Raw genomic sequence first — 17,534 nt, forward strand, 5'->3', positions numbered from 1 at the left:
TTAGACGTCAGCTGCCGGGCCGCCAATCGGGGTTTCAGGGCGTTCGTTCTGAACCACGGGCGGAGTGCCAGAAGTACCCGACCCCCCCTCCCAATCGCGAGGCTCGCGCGGCGTGCGACCGGCCATGATGTCATCGATCTGGTCGGCATCAATGGTCTCATACTTCATCAGCGCATCTGCCATGGCATCCAGCTTGTCGCGGTTGTCCGTCAAGATCTGCTTGGCCGTGCCGTAGCACTGGTCAATGATGCTGCGCACTTCCGAGTCGATCAGCTTGGCTGTTTCACCGGAGAAGCTAGCATTTTGACCACCACCGCCACGACCCAGGAACACTTCGCCTTCTTCCTCGGCATACATCAATGGACCGAGTTTTTCCGACAAGCCCCACTTGGTCACCATGTTCCGCGCAATCTGGCTGGCACGCATGATGTCGTTGGAAGCACCTGTGGTGACGCCGTCGAAGCCAAGGGTCATCTCTTCAGCAATCCGGCCGCCGTACAGCGAGCATATCTGGCTGATCAGTGCACGCTTGGAGAGACTGTAACGATCCTCTTCCGGCAGGAACATCGTGACACCCAGCGCCCGACCACGCGGGATGATCGACACTTTGTAAACCGGGTCGTGCTCAGGCACAACGCGACCAACAATGGCGTGACCAGCCTCGTGATAAGCGGTGTTCTGCTTCTCTTTCTCGGACATGACCATGGATTTGCGCTCCGCGCCCATCATGATCTTGTCTTTGGCCAATTCGAACTCTTTCATCTCAACAATGCGCTTGCCGGTACGGGCAGCAAACAACGAAGCCTCGTTGACCAGGTTAGCCAGGTCGGCACCGGAGAAGCCTGGAGTACCACGGGCAATCACGGCCGGAGCCACGTCGTCACCCATTGGCACTTTGCGCATGTGTACTTTCAGGATCTGTTCGCGACCACGGATATCCGGCAGACCCACCACAACCTGACGGTCGAAACGGCCTGGGCGCAACAACGCAGGGTCCAGCACGTCCGGACGGTTGGTGGCAGCGATCACGATGATGCCGTCGTTCATTTCAAAGCCGTCCATCTCAACCAGCAACTGGTTGAGGGTCTGCTCACGCTCGTCATGACCGCCGCCCATGCCGGCGCCACGATGGCGACCGACGGCGTCGATTTCATCGATGAAGATGATGCAAGGCGCATGCTTCTTGGCCTGCTCGAACATGTCGCGAACACGGCTGGCACCGACACCGACGAACATCTCGACAAAGTCGGAACCGGAAATGGTGAAGAAAGGCACCTTGGCTTCGCCGGCAATCGCCTTGGCCAGCAAGGTTTTACCGGTACCCGGAGGGCCAACCATCAGCACACCGCGAGGAATGCGGCCGCCCAGGCGCTGGAACTTGCCCGGATCGCGCAGGAACTCGACCAGTTCACCCACTTCTTCCTTGGCTTCGTCGCAACCAGCAACGTCAGCCAGGGTGGTTTTCACCTGGTCTTCAGAGAGCAGGCGAGCCTTGCTCTTGCCGAAGCTCATCGGGCCGCCCTTGCCTCCTGCGCCACCTTGCATCTGGCGCATGAAGAACATGAACACGGCGATGATCACCAGGATTGGGAAGCTGGCTACGAGCAACTGGGTCCAGATGCTCTGCTGCTCAGGCTGCTTGCCTTCGACGACCACGTGGTTATCCACCAGATCACCGATCAGACCGTTGTCCTGGATGGCCGGACGAATGGTCTTGAAGCTGTCGCCATCGTTGCGCTTGCCGGTGATCACGTAGCCATCAACCGCTACGCGCTCGACCTTGCCATCCTTAACTTGCTGGATGAAGTCGGAATAGTTGAGGGTCTGCGGCTCGTTAGGGCTGGAGAAGTTGTTCATCACCGTCACCAGGACAGCCGCGATGATCAACCACAGGATCAGATTCTTTGCCATATCGTTCAATTAACTACCCTCTGAAGCAAGCTCCGCTACTGGCGCGCGCTTCGCATGATATTCACCGGCCTAACTTACTACATTACCTACAACACTGGCAGGCGCCGTCTGTAACCCTTTGTGAAACTTTGACTACACAATATTCGTAAAGCTTCGTGACGAAAGCGATATAAAAAAACCTATCGACTCCCTTCAAACCTTCAAAGACGCTCATCACTGGCGGCGCCTTCGATGCCACGGAACCCCCGCGCCAACAGATACTGCTCGCGAGACCGGTCACGCGAGGAGTCCGGTTTGCGCATCTGTACCTTGTCGAACAGCTTGCGAATGTTCTTGTGGTATTCGTCGAAACCTTCCCCCTGGAAGACCTTGACCAGGAAATCACCACCCGGACGCAATACCCGACCCGCCAGGTCCAGTGCCAACTCGCACAGGAACATCGCTCGCGGCATATCAACAGCCGGTAATCCACTCATATTGGGGGCCATGTCGGAAATCACAAGGTCTACCTGCGAATTTCCTACAGCTTCCAGGATCTCGGCCAGGACCGCATCCTGGGTAAAGTCACCATGCACGAAGGTCACATCCGGGATGCTGTCCATCTCCAGGATGTCAGAAGCGATCAATCGGCCTTGCCCACCAATCAGACGACTGGCCACCTGGGACCAGCCACCCGGGGCAGCGCCCAGGTCGATCACGCTCATGCCGGGGCGAAACAATTTGTCCTTGTCCTGAAGTTCCAGCAGTTTGTAGCTGGCCCGGGAACGGTAGCCGTCCTTTTGCGCCTTTTTGACGTAAGGATCGTTGAAATGTTCTTGTAGCCACTTAAGGCTGGTTTTGGAACGGGCCACGGGCCACCTCGAAAAATAAAACGGGTCGTGATTAACTGGGCGGTCCCGGACTCGCTCGGGTAAACTGGCCGCCGCTTTTTACAAGATCAGACGCAGGGGTCAGATTATGCCGCTCACTCAAGAGCAGAAGAAACAGTACAAATCCATTGGCCACCATCTGAAACCAGTTCTGATTGTGGCAGATAACGGCTTGACTGAAGGTGTGTTAGCCGAATTCGAACGTGCGCTGAACGATCATGAACTGATCAAGATCAAGGTCAACATCCTTGATCGCGAAGCGCGCCTGGCTGCCATTGCAGAACTGTGCAAGGCAGGCAAAGCGGACCTGGTCCAGGTCATCGGCAAGATGGCGCTGCTTTATCGCAAGAACTTCAGCGTCAACAAGCAACTGTCGAACGTACACCGCTTCAAGTAATAAAAAGGGTCACGGGCGTGCTTCGCGCGCCCCGCCACTCCATCCCGGTGCAGGCTGCAAAACCAGCACCAGGCCGGAGAACCCTAGCACAAGATAGCTGAATAGCTGCCAGCGCAACGCTTCCGGCAACCAGACATGCACCACGCAAAACATTGCGCATGCATACAGCGCCATCAACAGCAGTTGCCCGCGAATATCCCGCCACAAACTCTCCAAACCCTCGGCCTTGACCAGCACCAATGCCTGGAGCGTCACGCACGCCGCCGCAAAACCCACCAACAGCGCACTAAGCAATCCATCGATCTCATCGATCAGCAGCGGTGCCAGGCCTATCAGGCCGAGCGCCGGCAGCATACCAATGTGCAACAACCAAAGGCCGCCAACCCAAAGCATCTGGGACAACTGCCAAAGCATGGCGCCCGCACGAAGCGGGCGCCGTCTTTCAGACGTGACGAACTTCAACAATCTCGTACTCGATTACGCCACCTGGCGTCTTTACAGCCACCACATCACCCTCTTCCTTGGCAATCAAGGCACGGGCCAGCGGGGAACCGACGGAGATTTTGCCGAGCTTGAAATCAGCTTCATCTTCACCAACGATGTGGTAGACCACGCTTTCGTCAGTTTCAACGTTGGCGATTTCCACGGTAGTGCCGAAGATCACCTTGCCCGTCTTCGGAATGGTCGTTACGTCGATGACCACCGAGTTTTGCAAGCGGCCTTCGATGTCACGGATCCGCGCCTCGACCATACCTTGCTGCTCGCGGGCAGCGTGGTATTCGGCGTTTTCCTTCAGGTCACCCAGTTCGCGGGCCGTACCGATGTCCTGGCTCAGCTTCGGACGGACGACCTTGGTCAGATGGGCGTGCTCCTCTTCCAGGGCCTTGAAGCCCTGGACGGTCATTGGGTATTTGGTCATGCCTTCAATCCTGCGTGTAGATCCTGCAAGCGACGCACGGTCTTTTCCGGACCGAACTTGAGCGCTTCGCAGATGGCTTCGCCAGCAGCAATGGTGGTGGTGCAATAGATCTTGTGCTGCAAGGCGTTACGACGAATGGAGTAGGAGTCCGCGATCGACTGGCGACCTTCGGTGGTGTTGATGATCAGGGTGACTTCGTCATTCTTGATCATGTCGACCACGTGCGGACGGCCTTCCGTCACCTTGTTCACGCGACGCACTTTCAGGCCGGCAGCTTCGATCAGCTTGGCGGTCCCGGCAGTGGCCACGACTTCGAAGCCCAAGTTGATCAGATCACGGGCCACGCCTGCAACCAGTGGCTTGTCGTCATCACGCACGCTGATGAAGGCAGTACCGCCGGTCGGCAGCACCTCGCTGGCACCCATCTGGGCCTTGGCAAAGGCTTCACCGAAGGTATCGCCCACGCCCATCACTTCACCGGTGGACTTCATCTCTGGGCCCAGGATCGGGTCCACGCCAGGGAATTTGGCGAATGGGAACACCGCCTCTTTCACACTGTAGAAGTTCGGAATGATTTCCTTGGTGAAGCCGATTTCCTTCAGGGTCTTACCGGCCATCACGCGGGCAGCGATCATGGCCAGGGAGACACCGATGCACTTGGAAACAAATGGCACGGTACGCGAAGCGCGTGGGTTGACTTCGATGACGTAGATGTCTTCGCCCTGCAGCGCCAACTGTACGTTCATCAGGCCGACTACGCCCAGTTCCAGAGCCATTTTCTTGACCTGTTCGCGCATCTCGTCCTGGATGTGCGCCGGCAGCGAGTATGGCGGCAGCGAGCAAGCGGAGTCACCGGAGTGAACGCCCGCCTGTTCGATGTGCTGCATGATCGCGCCAATCACCACGTCGGTGCCGTCGCAGACCGCGTCCACGTCCATCTCGATGGCGCAGTTGAGGAAGTGATCCAGCAGCACCGGGCTGTCATTGGACACTTTCACCGCATCGCGCAGGTAACGCTTGAGCTCTTCTTCTTCGTAGACGATTTCCATCGCACGACCGCCCAGCACGTAGGACGGGCGCACCACCAGCGGGTAGCCGATCTTGCTGGCTGCGCGGATGGCTTCGTCTTCACTGCGCACAGTGGCGTTTGGCGGCTGACGCAGGTTCAGGCGCTCAACCATTTGCTGGAAGCGCTCGCGGTCTTCGGCACGGTCGATAGCGTCCGGGCTGGTACCGATGATCGGCACGCCGGCAGCTTCCAGGGCACGCGCCAGTTTCAGCGGGGTTTGGCCGCCGTACTGGACGATCACGCCTTTCGGTTTCTCAACGCGCACGATTTCCAGCACGTCTTCCAGGGTCACTGGTTCGAAGTACAGGCGATCGGAGGTGTCGTAGTCAGTGGAAACAGTTTCCGGGTTGCAGTTGACCATGATGGTCTCGTAGCCGTCTTCGCGCAGGGCGAGGGCAGCGTGCACGCAGCAATAGTCGAACTCGATGCCTTGGCCGATACGGTTCGGACCGCCACCCAGAATCATGATCTTGTCGCGACCCGACGGCGCGGCTTCGCACTCTTCCTCATAGGTGGAGTACAGGTACGCGGTGTCGGTGGAGAACTCGGCCGCGCAGGTGTCAACGCGCTTGTAGACCGGGAAGATCTCCAGCTTGTGGCGATGGGTACGCAGGTTCTTCTCGGTCACACCCAGCAGCTTGGCCAGGCGCTGGTCGGAGAAACCTTTGCGCTTGAGGCGGAACATCATGTCGCGGTCGATGCTGGCCAGACCCAGGGTCTTGACCTTCTCTTCTTCCTTGATCAGATCTTCGATCTGTACCAGGAACCACGGGTCGATCATGTTCATGCCGAAGATATCTTCGACGGTCATGCCGGCGCGGAAGGCGTCCGCCACGTACCAGATACGCTCGGCACCCGGCACGGTCAGCTCGCGTTTGAGCACGCTCATGCTTTCCGGGTTGCTCAGGTCGAGTTTCTCGTCCAGTCCGCATACGCCTACTTCCAGGCCGCGCAGGGCTTTCTGCAGGGATTCCTGGAAGGTGCGGCCGATGGCCATGACTTCACCAACAGACTTCATCTGAGTGGTCAGGCGGGCGTCAGCCTTGGCGAATTTCTCGAAGGCAAAACGTGGCAGCTTGGTGACGACGTAGTCGATGGACGGCTCGAAGGACGCCGGAGTCTTGCCGCCGGTGATGTCGTTCGACAGCTCGTCCAGGGTGTAACCCACGGCCAGCTTGGCCGCGACCTTAGCGATCGGGAAGCCGGTGGCTTTCGAAGCCAGGGCCGACGAACGGGATACGCGCGGGTTCATCTCGATCACGACCATACGGCCAGTGTTCGGGCAGATACCGAACTGAACGTTGGAGCCGCCGGTTTCCACACCGATCTCGCGCAGTACCGCCAGGGAGGCGTTACGCAGGATCTGGTATTCCTTGTCGGTCAGGGTCTGCGCTGGAGCCACGGTGATCGAGTCACCGGTGTGCACGCCCATCGGGTCAAAGTTTTCGATGGAGCAGACGATGATGCAGTTGTCCTTCTTATCGCGGACAACCTCCATCTCGTATTCTTTCCAGCCGATCAGGGATTCGTCGATCAGCAGCTCTTTAGTTGGCGACAGGTCCAGGCCGCGGGCGCAGATCTCTTCGAACTCTTCACGGTTGTACGCGATACCGCCACCGGTGCCGCCCATGGTGAAGGACGGACGAATGATGCACGGGAAGCCCAGGGTCTCGAGGACCGCATTGGCTTCTTCCATGCTGTGGGCGATACCGGAACGCGGGCAGGCCAGGCCGATGGACTTCATGGCCTTGTCGAAGCGCGAACGGTCTTCAGCCTTGTCGATGGTGTCGGCATTGGCGCCGATCATCTCTACGCCGAACTTTTCCAGGACGCCTTCGCGCTCCAGATCCAGGGCGCAGTTCAGTGCGGTCTGGCCACCCATGGTCGGTAGCAGCGCGTCCGGACGCTCCTTCTCGATGATCTTGGCGACGGTCTGCCACTTGATCGGCTCGATGTAGGTGGCGTCGGCCATGGCCGGGTCGGTCATGATGGTGGCCGGGTTGGAGTTCACCAGGATGACGCGGTAGCCCTCCTCGCGCAGGGCTTTACAGGCCTGGGCGCCGGAGTAGTCGAATTCGCAGGCCTGGCCGATCACGATCGGGCCAGCGCCGAGAATCAGGATGCTTTTTATGTCTGTACGTTTTGGCATGGGTTTGTCACTCAAATCCGCAGGTCAGTCGGCAAGCCGTCTTGAACAATCTTTGAAGAGCCTGCGGGGGCCACCGACATTCGGGGCCGCCCGCAGGCCGCTCAGTCAGCGTCGCTTGGCCATCTCATTGATGAAACGGTCGAACAGCGGCGCTACGTCGTTCGGGCCCGGGCTGGCTTCAGGGTGGCCCTGGAAGCTGAACGCGCTCTTGTCGGTGCGCTCGATGCCCTGCAGGGAACCGTCGAACAGCGACTTGTGAATGGCGCGCACGTTGCTCGGCAGGGTGGCTTCATCTACCGCAAAACCGTGGTTCTGGCTGGTGATCATCACAACGCCGGTGTCCAGGTCTTGTACCGGGTGGTTGGCGCCGTGGTGGCCGTGCCCCATTTTCAGGGTCTTGGCGCCGGAGGCCAGGGCCAGCAGTTGGTGGCCGAGGCAGATACCGAACACCGGAATTTCGGTTTCCAGTACTTCCTTGATCGCCTGGATGGCGTAGTCGCATGGCTCAGGGTCACCCGGGCCGTTGGACAGGAACACGCCGTCCGGTTGCAGGGCAAGCACGTCGCTGGCCGGGGTTTGCGCCGGCACCACGGTCACGCGGCAACCGCGTTCGACCAGCATGCGCAGGATGTTGTACTTCACACCGTAGTCGTAAGCGACCACATGGTAAGGCAGCTCAGCAGCGTCGATGGTCGCATGGCTGTCTGTCTTCAAATCCCAGACCGTGGAGCGCCACTCGTACTTCTCTTTGACGCTGACGACTTTCGCCAGGTCCATGCCTTTCAGGCCAGGGAAGCCTTGGGCTGCGGCAATCGCCGCCTCTTCGGAAATATTGTCACCGACCATGATGCAGCCGTTCTGCGAGCCTTTCTCACGCAGGATGCGCGTGAGGCGGCGCGTATCGATACCGGCGATCGCCACAACGTTGTTGGCTTTCAGGTAATCGGACAGCGACATCGTGTTACGCCAGTTGCTCGCAACCAGTGGCAGGTCACGAATCACCAGACCCGCCGACCAGACACGATCAGACTCGACGTCTTCCGGTGTAGTACCGGTATTGCCGATGTGCGGATAGGTCAGGGTAACGATCTGTTGGGCGTAGGAAGGATCGGTAAGGATTTCCTGATAGCCGGTCATGGCAGTGTTAAACACTACCTCTCCAACGGTCTGACCGTCGGCTCCAATGGCTTCGCCGCGAAAAATGCTGCCATCAGCAAGGGCGAGTATGGCTGGCTTAGTCAAGAAGACCTCCCGTAAATAAAGCCTGAAAGGGCGATCGCAGGTTGTAAAAAAGCGGAGTGACGTATGGACACGTCACCCCGCTTCTTCACCGAATTATTCTGCGCGCTTTTAGTGGACACACTAAAGCTGTAGCTTACAGAAAAAGGCTTTTTTGGTCCACCGCTAATGAGCCTTAAAGGCAGGGGAATGCGACAGGACGTCGCTTAGCGGGTAAAAACGGGACCTAAGCATAAGCTTGAGGCCCCGTTTTAGCTACTGATTAGTGCAGATCCAGCACATCGCGCATGTCGTAAAGGCCCGCCTCGCGCCCCTCCAACCAGAGCGCAGCACGCACCGCGCCCTTGGCAAACGTCATGCGACTGGACGCCTTGTGCGTAATTTCCAGGCGCTCGCCCTCAGTGGCGAACAACACGGTGTGGTCACCCACCACATCACCACCACGCACGATTGCAAAGCCGATGGTGTCGCGCGCGCGCGCACCGGTGTGGCCTTCACGGCCATACACCGCCACTTTCGACAAGTCGCGACCCAACGCATCGGCAATCGCTTCGCCCATGCGCAGAGCAGTGCCTGACGGCGCATCGATCTTGTGGCGGTGATGGGTCTCGATGATTTCGATATCCGCTTCATCCCCGAGCACACGGGCGGCCAAATCAAGCAGCTTGAGCGACAGGTTCACACCCACACTGAAGTTGGCCGCGAAAACGATAGGAATATCCTTGCCCGCCTCCACCAACAACTGCTTCTGCTCAACCGTCAAACCGGTGGTACCGATTACCATCGCTTTGCCCGCCTTACGGCAGAACGCCAGGTTTTTCAGCATCACGTCCGGCAGAGTGAAGTCGATCAGCACGTCGAACTCGTCAGCTACCTGCTCCAGGTTGCCGGACAACGAAACGCCGATGCGCCCCAGCGAAGCCAACTCACCGGCATCCGCACCGATCAACGTGCTGCCCGGGCGGACGATCGCCGCGGTCAGCCCGGAGGCCGGCGAGCGCTGCTGCACCGCCTCGACCAGTGTCTTGCCCATGCGCCCGGCAGCGCCCATTACGGCTATACGTCGCATACTCAATTCCTTACAGGTCGCCGAAGAAGCGCTTCACGCCTTCGAAAAAGCCAGAGCTTTGCGGCGATTGAGAGCTGTTACCGTCCAACGAACTGCGGAACTCTTCAAGCAGCTCTCGCTGGCGACGATCCAGATTGACCGGAGTCTCTACCGCCACACGGCACATCAGGTCACCAGCACCGCCGCCACGCACTGGCGCAACGCCCTTGCCACGAATACGGAACTGCTTGCCGGTCTGCGTACCCTCAGGGATCTTGAGCTTGACCCGACCGTCGAGAGTTGGAATCTCAAGCTCGCCACCCAGCGCCGCGTCGACAAAGCTGATCGGCACTTCGCAGAACAAGTGCTTACCGTCACGCTGGAAGATCGAGTGCTCGCGCACATTGATCACCACGTACAGGTCGCCCGTAGGACCGCCCTGAGTACCAGCCTCGCCCTCGCCCGACAGGCGAATGCGATCACCGGTATCCACACCCGCCGGCACTTTCACCGAAAGGGTTTTGTACTCTTCGACACGGCCTTCGCCGTGGCACGAGTCGCACGGGTCGGAAATGATCTTGCCCTGACCATGGCAACGCGGACAGGTCTGCTGCACCGAGAAGAAGCCCTGCTGCATACGGACCTGACCAATACCGCCGCACGTCGGACAAGTGATCGGCGAAGAACCTTTCTTGGCCCCCGAACCGTCGCACGGCTTGCAGTTGACCAGCGTCGGCACCCGGATATTCACGCTGGTGCCGCGCACGGCTTCTTCCAGGTTCAACTCCAGGGTGTAGCGCAAGTCGCTGCCACGCTGGGCGCCGCCACGCTGACCACCCCGGCCACCGCCGAAGAAGTCGCTGAATACGTCGCCGAAGATATCGGAGAAGTTCTGACCACCAAAACCAGCACCGCCGCCACCCATGCTCGGGTCGACGCCGGCATGACCATACTGGTCGTACGCCGCACGCTTGTTGGGATCAGACAGACATTCGTAGGCCTCATTGGCCTCTTTGAACATTTCTTCAGATTCTTTGCTATCCGGATTACGGTCCGGGTGATGCTTCATCGCCAGGCGACGGTACGCCTTCTTCAGGTCCGCCTCGCTGGAGCCGCGCTCCACACCCAATACTTCGTAATAGTCACGCTTTGCCATAAGTCTTTGCACTCTTAAGGACGTTCAGCCAGACCCTCCTGAGCCTTGCCAAACTCGTTGAGCCCCAATACAGGCCCGGACCCAACTCACGTCAATTCAACGATCCTGGTCATTACTACTTTTAGCCAGGTACCCGGCCAAAAATGCGGTATTTACTGCTCGGAAAGCAGGAGCATTCCCGATCACACCGCCAGCATCCGAACACTGTCGCATGCTGTAAAAATTCGCATACCCCAGACACGCCAACGCGGGAGCAAGCTCCCGCGCGGCGACATCCTACCAGTCACCGCTTGATAGCGGTCAACCGGGCGACCAACTTACTTCTGGTCTTTGACTTCTTCGAACTCGGCGTCGACAACATCGTCGTGCTTGGCTTCAGGCTCTGCGTGCTGTGCAGCACCGTCAGCCGGCTGGCCTTGTTCGGCGTACATTTTCTGAGCCACTGGCGCAGAGACTTTCGACAGCTCTTCGATCTTGGCTTCGATAGCCGCCTTGTCGTCGCCTTTTACAGCAGCTTCCAGGGCAACTACAGCAGTTTCGATGGCAGCCTTCTCTTCAGCAGTCACTTTATCGCCAGCATCAGCGACCATCTTGCGTGTCGAGTGAACCAGTGCGTCACCCTGGTTACGGGCGCCAGCCAGTTCAGCAAACTTGGCATCCGCATCAGCGTTGGCTTCAGCATCACGGATCATCTGTTGAATTTCTTCATCAGACAGACCGGAGTTGGCCTTGATGGTGATTTTCTGCTCTTTGCCGGTAGCCTTGTCTTTCGCGCCAACGTGCAGGATGCCGTTGGCATCGATGTCGAAGGTCACTTCGATTTGCGGCACGCCACGTGGTGCTGGTGGAATCTCGGCCAAGTCGAACTTGCCCAGGGACTTGTTCTGAGCTGCCTGCTTACGCTCACCTTGCAGCACGTGAATGGTCACAGCGCCTTGGTTGTCGTCGGCAGTCGAGAACACTTGCGATTTCTTGGTAGGAATCGTGGTGTTTTTCTCGATCAGCGCAGTCATCACGCCACCCATGGTTTCGATACCCAGGGTCAGCGGGCTGACGTCCAGCAGCAGCACGTCTTTAACGTCGCCGGCCAATACCGCGCCCTGGATGGCAGCACCCATGGCAACCGCTTCGTCCGGGTTCACGTCTTTACGTGCTTCCTTGCCGAAGAACTCGGTAACTTTCTGTTGAACCAGTGGCATACGGGTCTGACCGCCCACCAGGATCACGTCGTTGATCGCGCCAACGTCGATACCGGCGTCTTTCAAGGCGATGCGGCAAGGTTCGATGGTGCGCTGAACCAGGTCTTCAACCAGTGCTTCCAACTTGGCGCGAGAGATCTTCACGTTCAAGTGCTTAGGACCGGTGGCGTCTGCAGTGATGTACGGCAGGTTAACGTCGGTCGACATGCTCGAGGACAATTCGATCTTGGCCTTCTCAGCAGCTTCTTTCAGACGCTGCATGGCCAGCGGGTCACCCTTGAGGTTCATGCCGCTTTCTTTCTTGAACTCGTCAACGAGGTAGTCGATCAGACGGATGTCAAAGTCTTCACCACCCAGGAAGGTGTCGCCGTTGGTGGCCAACACTTCGAACTGGTGCTCGCCATCAACTTCAGCGATCTCGATGACCGACACGTCGAAAGTACCGCCACCCAGGTCATAAACGATCACAGTGTGGTCGCCTTTGGCCTTGTCCATACCGTAAGCCAGAGCGGCTGCGGTTGGCTCGTTGATGATACGTTTTACGTCCAGGCCCGCGATGCGGCCGGCGTCTTTGGTCGCCTGGCGCTGGCTGTCGTTGAAGTAGGCCGGAACGGTGATCACTGCTTCGGTCACTGTTTCGCCGAGATAGTCTTCGGCAGTCTTCTTCATCTTTTTCAAGACTTCAGCCGAAATCTGCGGCGCAGACATCTTGTTGCCATTTACTTCAACCCAGGCGTCACCGTTGTCAGCCTTGGCGATTTTGTAAGGCACCATCTTGATGTCTTTCTGTACGACTTCTTCGTCGAACTTACGACCGATCAGACGTTTTACCGCGTACAGAGTGTTGTGCGGGTTGGTGACAGCCTGACGCTTGGCCGACTGACCAACCAGGATCTCGCCATCATTTGCGTAAGCAATGATCGACGGCGTGGTACGCGCGCCTTCGGCGTTCTCGATAACTTTGGCTTTGCCGTTTTCCATGACGGAGACGCAGGAGTTGGTGGTCCCCAGGTCGATACCGATAATTTTGCCCATGATTTACTCTCCCGAAACTTGAATTTGGTTGCCGCAGCAGTGGTGGCTAACTGCGGTAGCACTTAAACGCTTGACTTATAGATGGGGGCTTTACAGCGTATTTCAAGCCTGCTCATCAATAGAAGGCGAAACCGGTGCAGGCGCCTTGCTCACCACGACCATCGCCGGACGCAGCAGGCGACCGTTGAGCAGATAGCCCTTCTGGAACACTTTCAGCACGCTGTTAGGCTCCAGGTCATGGGTTTCCTGCATGGCCATGGCTTGGTGATGTTCAGCGTTGAACGGTTCGCCGCCGGTTGGATCGATGGCTTCCAGCTGATAACGCTTCAGGGTGTCCTGGAACATTTTCAGGGTCAGCTCGATCCCTTCGCGCATCGGACGGATGTTTTCGTCGTCCGGGTTGGACAACTCGAGACCACGCTCCAGGCTGTCGATGATCGGCAGCAAGTCACTGGCGAATTTTTCCAGCGCGAACTTGTGAGCCTTTTCTACATCCTGCTCGGCACGGCGGCGGACGTTCTGCAGATCGGCGGCAACACGCAAAGACTGATCCTGCGCAGCAGCCAATTGCTCTTCGAGCACTTGCACACGCGTTGCCAGCTCATCGCCGACAGCCGAATTGGCGTCTGGAGTTTGCGTATCCTGCGTCTGTTCGTCAGCCATAGTTTTCTCCTTTCAAAATCATGCGCGAACTCAACTCGCGCTTCTGTTCCGGTATATGGGGCCACAATTTCCAGGTTCAAGGGCGCAGGCGTTACCAAAAGTCTTTCCCATGATCGGGATCAATTCCTGCCTCCCCATTCCGCATTGCGCTAAAAAACACGCTCATTCAAGCAAATCGAGCTAAGCACCAGGATTGTCAGCCCTGAACAAAACACTGTATAAATAACCAGACCTAAAGCCTGGAGCGCCCGTCATGCTCGTGCACCTGTCCGTACATAATTACGCCATCGTTGAACATCTGGATCTCGAACTGGATCGCGGGATGAGCGTAATCACAGGCGAAACCGGCGCCGGCAAGTCGATCATGCTCGATGCCCTGGGCCTCACCCTGGGTGATCGCGCCGACAGCGGCGTGGTGCGCCCCGGCGCAGACAAGGCCGATATCCTGGCCACCTTCGACCTGGCCGATATTCCCGAGGCCGAAACCTGGCTGACCGAACGCGACCTTAATAATGAAGGCCCGTGCATCCTGCGACGGGTTATCACGGCGGAAGGTCGCTCTCGCGGCTATATCAACGGGACGCCCTGCCCACTGGGCGACTTGAAAGCGCTGGGCGAGTTGCTTATCGATATCCACAGCCAGCATGAGCACCAGTCGCTGCTGAAAACCGACACCCATCGCCGCCTGCTCGATGAATATGCCGGCGCCACAGACCTTGCCCGCCAGGTGCAACTTGCCGCCCAGCGCTGGCGCCAGACGCGCCAGGAACTGGAGCGACTCTCCAACTCCGGCGATGAACAACGCGCTCGTCACCAGTTGCTCAGCTATCAACTCGAAGAGCTGGAGAGCCTTGGCCTGGGCGAGACCGAACTGGAGCAGCTTGAGCAGGAACACAAGAACCTCACCAACGCTGAAACCTTGCTGGGCATTTGTCGCCAGGTGGTAGAGCAATGCAGTGAAAGCGACTCAGGCAACGTGCTCAATGCACTGACTGCCAGCCTCAATCGCTTGTCGAGCGTGAACAATGCCTCCGGCTCGCTGAGCGAAGCTACGACACTGCTCACCAGTGCACAGATTCAGGTGGAGGAAGCAGTCGGTGAATTGAATCGCTTTCTGGATCACTTCGATGCCGATCCTGCACGCCTGCAGGAAATAGAAGAGCGCCTGGACACCATCTATACCCTGGCGCGCAAGCATCGAATCCAGCCCACCGAAGTGGCGACAATGCAGCAAAAGCTGCTGGATGAAATCGAGACCCTGAATGCGAATGACGAGTCCATCGAACGACTGGGCGAGGAACTCGCCTCGTTCGCTCGTCATTACCAGGAGAAAGCGCGCGAACTGAGCGACCTGCGCCAACAAGCCGCGACCGGCCTGGCCAGCGCAGTGGAACTTGAGATCCAACGCCTGGGCATGCCGGGCGGACGCTTCACCATTGAACTGCGCGCCAACGCCAGCAACGAGCTGCAACCCCACGGCCTGGAGCAGGTTGAACTGCTGGTAAGCGCCAACCCTGGACAGCCGCTCAAGGCGTTGGCAAAAGTGGCATCCGGCGGCGAGCTCTCGCGGATCAGCCTGGCGATCCAGGTGATTACCGCGCAAACCTCCCGTGTGCCGACACTGGTATTCGACGAAGTTGACGTGGGCATTGGCGGGCCGACAGCAGAAATTGTTGGCCAACTGTTGCGCCGCCTGGGGGATCGCGGCCAGGTACTGACGGTCACTCACTTGCCGCAAGTGGCAGCCCAAGGGCATCAACATTTGTTTGTGCACAAGGTACGCGGCAGTGATGCGACGCACACAGCCGTGTCTAAGCTGAACAAGTCGGAACGCGTGGAAGAAGTGGCGCGCATGCTCGGCGGTATTGATTTGACCAAGGAATCGTTGGCGCACGCGAAGAAAATGGTCGTAGCGGCAAAGGCCTGATCGGATCATTTTCTCTCTTAATAGAAAGCACGAAGGCGACCCTGAGGTCGCCTTCGATCGTTTTGCAGCGTAAATCTGCAGCGCTTGTTACTTTTTCTTACGGATGTACAGGACCAGATTATGGTCAACTAGATCGAAGCCATGCTCTTCAGCAATCTTATGCTGCAGCGCTTCAATCTCAGGGCTAGTGAACTCGATAACCTCATTGGTATCCAGGTCAACCATGTGGTCGTGATGACCACCGTCAGCCAATTCGAACACTGCATGACCGCCGTCGAAATTATGACGAACCACCAGCCCTGCGGCTTCAAACTGGGTCAGCACACGGTAAACCGTGGCCAGGCCAACGTCCTCGTTAGACTCCATCAGTGCTTTGTAGACATCCTCGGCACTCATGTGGCGCTGCTCAGCAGAATCGAGCATTTGTAGAATCTTGACTCGTGGCAGAGTCACTTTGAGACCGGCTTTGCGTAGTTCGCTATTTTCAACCATGGTTAGCTTTCTCGCGGATGCTGCTTCGCAGCTTCTCTTAATACGGGTATGATCGGCGTTTACGTTGTCCCAGCCAAGATAGTGGAAGTCGCCCACCGATGCAAAACACCAAGCTCTTGCTAACCAGTTTCACCTTTGTGGGACTGCTCGCACTCGCCGGTTGTTCATTCCCCGGGGTTTACAAAATCGACATCCAGCAGGGCAATGTCGTCACGCAGGACATGATAGACCAGTTACGCCCCGGAATGACCCGACGGCAAGTACGGTTTATCATGGGCAACCCCCTGCTGACCGACACTTTCCATGCCGATCGCTGGGATTATCTCTACAGCCTGCAGCCAGGTGGCGGTGAACGCCAGCAGGAGCGCGTCAGTGTCATCTTCAATGGCAATGACCAGCTTGTCAGCCTGTCCGGCGACTTCATGCCCGGCGTAAGCCGTGACGAAGCCTTGCTTGGCAAGGACAACGGCACCAACGTGACTGCGCCTGCGCAGGAAGCTGAGAAACCGAAGTCCGAGGTACCAGCCAAGCCTGGCTCCTTGCTCGACAAGATCCAGAAAGACGTCGACGGCGTGGAAACAGTGCCCGTCCCGACGCCGCAACCTCTGGACACCAGCCCGCAGTAAGTGTGCGGCGCTCAACAAAAAGCCCGGCATGCCGGGCTTTTTGTTGAGTATCATTTGGCTGCCCTATGGATTCTGCTGCTTGGCCAAAGCCGCCTTGGCCGCCCGAAGCCGGCGCACCTCTTTCGGGTCCGCCAGCAAAGGCCGGTAAATCTCAATACGGTCACCGTCCTGCACTGCGCGCACATCAGCATCCGCAACCACCTTGCCGAATATCCCCAAAGGGCACTCCGCCAAATCCAGTTCGGGAAATCGCGCTGCAATACCGGACGCCTGCACCGCAGCACGCAGATGGGTGCCTGCCGGCACCGTCACCGCCAGCAACACCTGGCGATCCTCGGAGGCATAAACCACTTCGATCTCAACCATGCAGTTGCTTGGCTCGCTGACAAAATGCATCCACCAGGGTATTGGCTGCCTGGTTGAACAAAGGCCCCAACGTCGCCCGAACAATAGGCCCGGCGTAATCAAAAGAAAGATCCAGGCTGATTTTGCAGGCCTTATCCGTCAGCGCCTTGAACACCCATACGCCATGCAACTGGGTAAACGGCCCCTCCTGCAAATTCATTTCGATGGATTTTCCGGGCACCAGCACATTACGCGTAACAAAATGCTGACTAAGGCCGCCCTTCGCAACCCCGACACTGGCAACCATATGCTCATCACTGCCTTCCAGCACCTCGGCCGTTGAGCACCACGGCAGGAATTCCGGGTAACGCGCCACGTCGTTGACCAGGTCATAGAGCGCCTGTGCCGGATAGGGCAACAGCGCTGAACGTTGAATATGCGTCGTCATGTGTGCGTTATTTCCACAGCTGAGCGGCAAACATCGCGAAAG

Annotated in this window: 16 protein-coding genes; 3 read left to right on the plus strand and 13 right to left on the minus strand. The window is 58.0% G+C overall.

From position 1 onward, the window contains the following. Complete coding sequence (gene ftsH / locus ACZ445_RS25890; RefSeq protein WP_058427653.1) at window positions 1-1,911, minus strand: ATP-dependent zinc metalloprotease FtsH; 1,911 nt, start codon at window positions 1,909-1,911, stop codon at window positions 1-3. A gap of 200 nt (window positions 1,912-2,111) precedes the next feature. Further along, complete coding sequence (gene rlmE / locus ACZ445_RS25895; protein WP_010206606.1) at window positions 2,112-2,762, minus strand: 23S rRNA (uridine(2552)-2'-O)-methyltransferase RlmE; 651 nt, start codon at window positions 2,760-2,762, stop codon at window positions 2,112-2,114. Window positions 2,763-2,868: 106 nt separating this feature from the next. On the opposite strand from rlmE, the gene yhbY reads away from it, so the two are divergent. Beyond that, window positions 2,869-3,177 carry a ribosome assembly RNA-binding protein YhbY gene (gene yhbY / locus ACZ445_RS25900; protein ID WP_028617972.1) on the plus strand — a complete coding sequence of 103 codons (309 nt, stop codon included), beginning with the start codon at window positions 2,869-2,871 and terminating at the stop codon, window positions 3,175-3,177. Window positions 3,178-3,186: 9 nt separating this feature from the next. Here the strand turns inward: yhbY and ACZ445_RS25905 are convergent, their stop codons facing one another. From ACZ445_RS25905 to grpE, 8 genes are all read right to left on the minus strand, one after another. Next, the gene (locus ACZ445_RS25905) at window positions 3,187-3,591 is read right to left on the minus strand and encodes an MFS transporter (protein ID WP_179028926.1); all 405 of its coding nucleotides are present in this window, start codon (window positions 3,589-3,591) and stop codon (window positions 3,187-3,189) included. Window positions 3,592-3,619: 28 nt separating this feature from the next. Beyond that, window positions 3,620-4,096, minus strand: coding sequence for a transcription elongation factor GreA (greA, locus tag ACZ445_RS25910; protein ID WP_003235048.1), 477 nt, complete (start codon window positions 4,094-4,096; stop codon window positions 3,620-3,622). Continuing rightward, window positions 4,093-7,314, minus strand: coding sequence for a carbamoyl-phosphate synthase large subunit (carB, locus tag ACZ445_RS25915; protein ID WP_010206612.1), 3,222 nt, complete (start codon window positions 7,312-7,314; stop codon window positions 4,093-4,095). Before carB ends, greA begins: the two co-directional genes overlap by 4 nt. Before the next feature lie 105 nt (window positions 7,315-7,419). Next, window positions 7,420-8,556 (minus strand): glutamine-hydrolyzing carbamoyl-phosphate synthase small subunit, encoded by a 1,137-nt coding sequence (carA, locus tag ACZ445_RS25920; protein WP_071493565.1) that lies wholly within the window; start codon window positions 8,554-8,556, stop codon window positions 7,420-7,422. Between the two features lie 259 nt (window positions 8,557-8,815). Next, window positions 8,816-9,622, minus strand: a complete 807-nt coding sequence (dapB, locus tag ACZ445_RS25925) for a 4-hydroxy-tetrahydrodipicolinate reductase (RefSeq protein WP_464707729.1) — start codon at window positions 9,620-9,622, stop codon at window positions 8,816-8,818. A gap of 10 nt (window positions 9,623-9,632) precedes the next feature. Continuing rightward, window positions 9,633-10,757, minus strand: coding sequence for a molecular chaperone DnaJ (gene dnaJ / locus ACZ445_RS25930; RefSeq protein WP_248484612.1), 1,125 nt, complete (start codon window positions 10,755-10,757; stop codon window positions 9,633-9,635). A 317-nt stretch (window positions 10,758-11,074) separates the two neighbouring features. Further along, the gene (gene dnaK, locus ACZ445_RS25935; protein ID WP_058427658.1) at window positions 11,075-12,991 is read right to left on the minus strand and encodes a molecular chaperone DnaK; all 1,917 of its coding nucleotides are present in this window, start codon (window positions 12,989-12,991) and stop codon (window positions 11,075-11,077) included. Window positions 12,992-13,093: 102 nt separating this feature from the next. Continuing rightward, on the minus strand, window positions 13,094-13,654 hold the full coding sequence (grpE, locus tag ACZ445_RS25940; RefSeq protein ID WP_058427659.1) for a nucleotide exchange factor GrpE: 561 nt from the start codon (window positions 13,652-13,654) through the stop codon (window positions 13,094-13,096). 253 nt (window positions 13,655-13,907) lie between these two features. Between grpE and recN the strand changes: the two genes are divergently transcribed. Beyond that, window positions 13,908-15,581, plus strand: a complete 1,674-nt coding sequence (recN, locus tag ACZ445_RS25945) for a DNA repair protein RecN (protein WP_058427660.1) — start codon at window positions 13,908-13,910, stop codon at window positions 15,579-15,581. An 87-nt stretch (window positions 15,582-15,668) separates the two neighbouring features. Here recN and fur read toward each other — a convergent pair whose 3' ends face one another. After that, window positions 15,669-16,073, minus strand: coding sequence for a ferric iron uptake transcriptional regulator (gene fur, locus ACZ445_RS25950; RefSeq protein ID WP_003194220.1), 405 nt, complete (start codon window positions 16,071-16,073; stop codon window positions 15,669-15,671). A 98-nt stretch (window positions 16,074-16,171) separates the two neighbouring features. Here fur and ACZ445_RS25955 point away from each other — a divergent pair, with 98 nt between their 5' ends. Beyond that, complete coding sequence (locus ACZ445_RS25955) at window positions 16,172-16,699, plus strand: outer membrane protein assembly factor BamE (RefSeq protein WP_058427661.1); 528 nt, start codon at window positions 16,172-16,174, stop codon at window positions 16,697-16,699. A gap of 63 nt (window positions 16,700-16,762) precedes the next feature. On the opposite strand, the gene ACZ445_RS25960 is transcribed toward ACZ445_RS25955, so the two are convergent. Continuing rightward, entirely contained in the window at window positions 16,763-17,065 is a 303-nt protein-coding gene (locus ACZ445_RS25960) for an RnfH family protein (protein ID WP_058427662.1), read from the minus strand. Next, entirely contained in the window at window positions 17,058-17,492 is a 435-nt protein-coding gene (locus tag ACZ445_RS25965) for a type II toxin-antitoxin system RatA family toxin (RefSeq protein ID WP_049711477.1), read from the minus strand. The genes ACZ445_RS25960 and ACZ445_RS25965 overlap by 8 nt, the downstream gene beginning before the upstream one ends. Window positions 17,493-17,534 lie beyond the last annotated feature (42 nt).

Source organism: Pseudomonas allii (genome assembly GCF_055380095.1).

What these genes read in the sequence shown, in the direction of transcription:
- dnaJ (WP_248484612.1), bottom strand. Translation starts at nt 10,757, where the DNA reads ATGGCAAAGCGTGACTATTACGAAGTATTGGGTGTGGAGCGCGGCTCC.
- carB (WP_010206612.1), bottom strand. Translation starts at nt 7,314, where the DNA reads ATGCCAAAACGTACAGACATAAAAAGCATCCTGATTCTCGGCGCTGGC.
- recN (WP_058427660.1), top strand. Translation starts at nt 13,908, where the DNA reads ATGCTCGTGCACCTGTCCGTACATAATTACGCCATCGTTGAACATCTG.
- dnaK (WP_058427658.1), bottom strand. Translation starts at nt 12,991, where the DNA reads ATGGGCAAAATTATCGGTATCGACCTGGGGACCACCAACTCCTGCGTC.
- ACZ445_RS25965 (WP_049711477.1), bottom strand. Translation starts at nt 17,492, where the DNA reads ATGACGACGCATATTCAACGTTCAGCGCTGTTGCCCTATCCGGCACAG.
- grpE (WP_058427659.1), bottom strand. Translation starts at nt 13,654, where the DNA reads ATGGCTGACGAACAGACGCAGGATACGCAAACTCCAGACGCCAATTCG.
- greA (WP_003235048.1), bottom strand. Translation starts at nt 4,096, where the DNA reads ATGACCAAATACCCAATGACCGTCCAGGGCTTCAAGGCCCTGGAAGAG.
- ACZ445_RS25955 (WP_058427661.1), top strand. Translation starts at nt 16,172, where the DNA reads ATGCAAAACACCAAGCTCTTGCTAACCAGTTTCACCTTTGTGGGACTG.
- dapB (WP_464707729.1), bottom strand. Translation starts at nt 9,622, where the DNA reads ATGCGACGTATAGCCGTAATGGGCGCTGCCGGGCGCATGGGCAAGACA.
- ftsH (WP_058427653.1), bottom strand. Translation starts at nt 1,911, where the DNA reads ATGGCAAAGAATCTGATCCTGTGGTTGATCATCGCGGCTGTCCTGGTG.
- ACZ445_RS25905 (WP_179028926.1), bottom strand. Translation starts at nt 3,591, where the DNA reads ATGCTTTGGCAGTTGTCCCAGATGCTTTGGGTTGGCGGCCTTTGGTTG.
- yhbY (WP_028617972.1), top strand. Translation starts at nt 2,869, where the DNA reads ATGCCGCTCACTCAAGAGCAGAAGAAACAGTACAAATCCATTGGCCAC.
- fur (WP_003194220.1), bottom strand. Translation starts at nt 16,073, where the DNA reads ATGGTTGAAAATAGCGAACTACGCAAAGCCGGTCTCAAAGTGACTCTG.
- ACZ445_RS25960 (WP_058427662.1), bottom strand. Translation starts at nt 17,065, where the DNA reads ATGGTTGAGATCGAAGTGGTTTATGCCTCCGAGGATCGCCAGGTGTTG.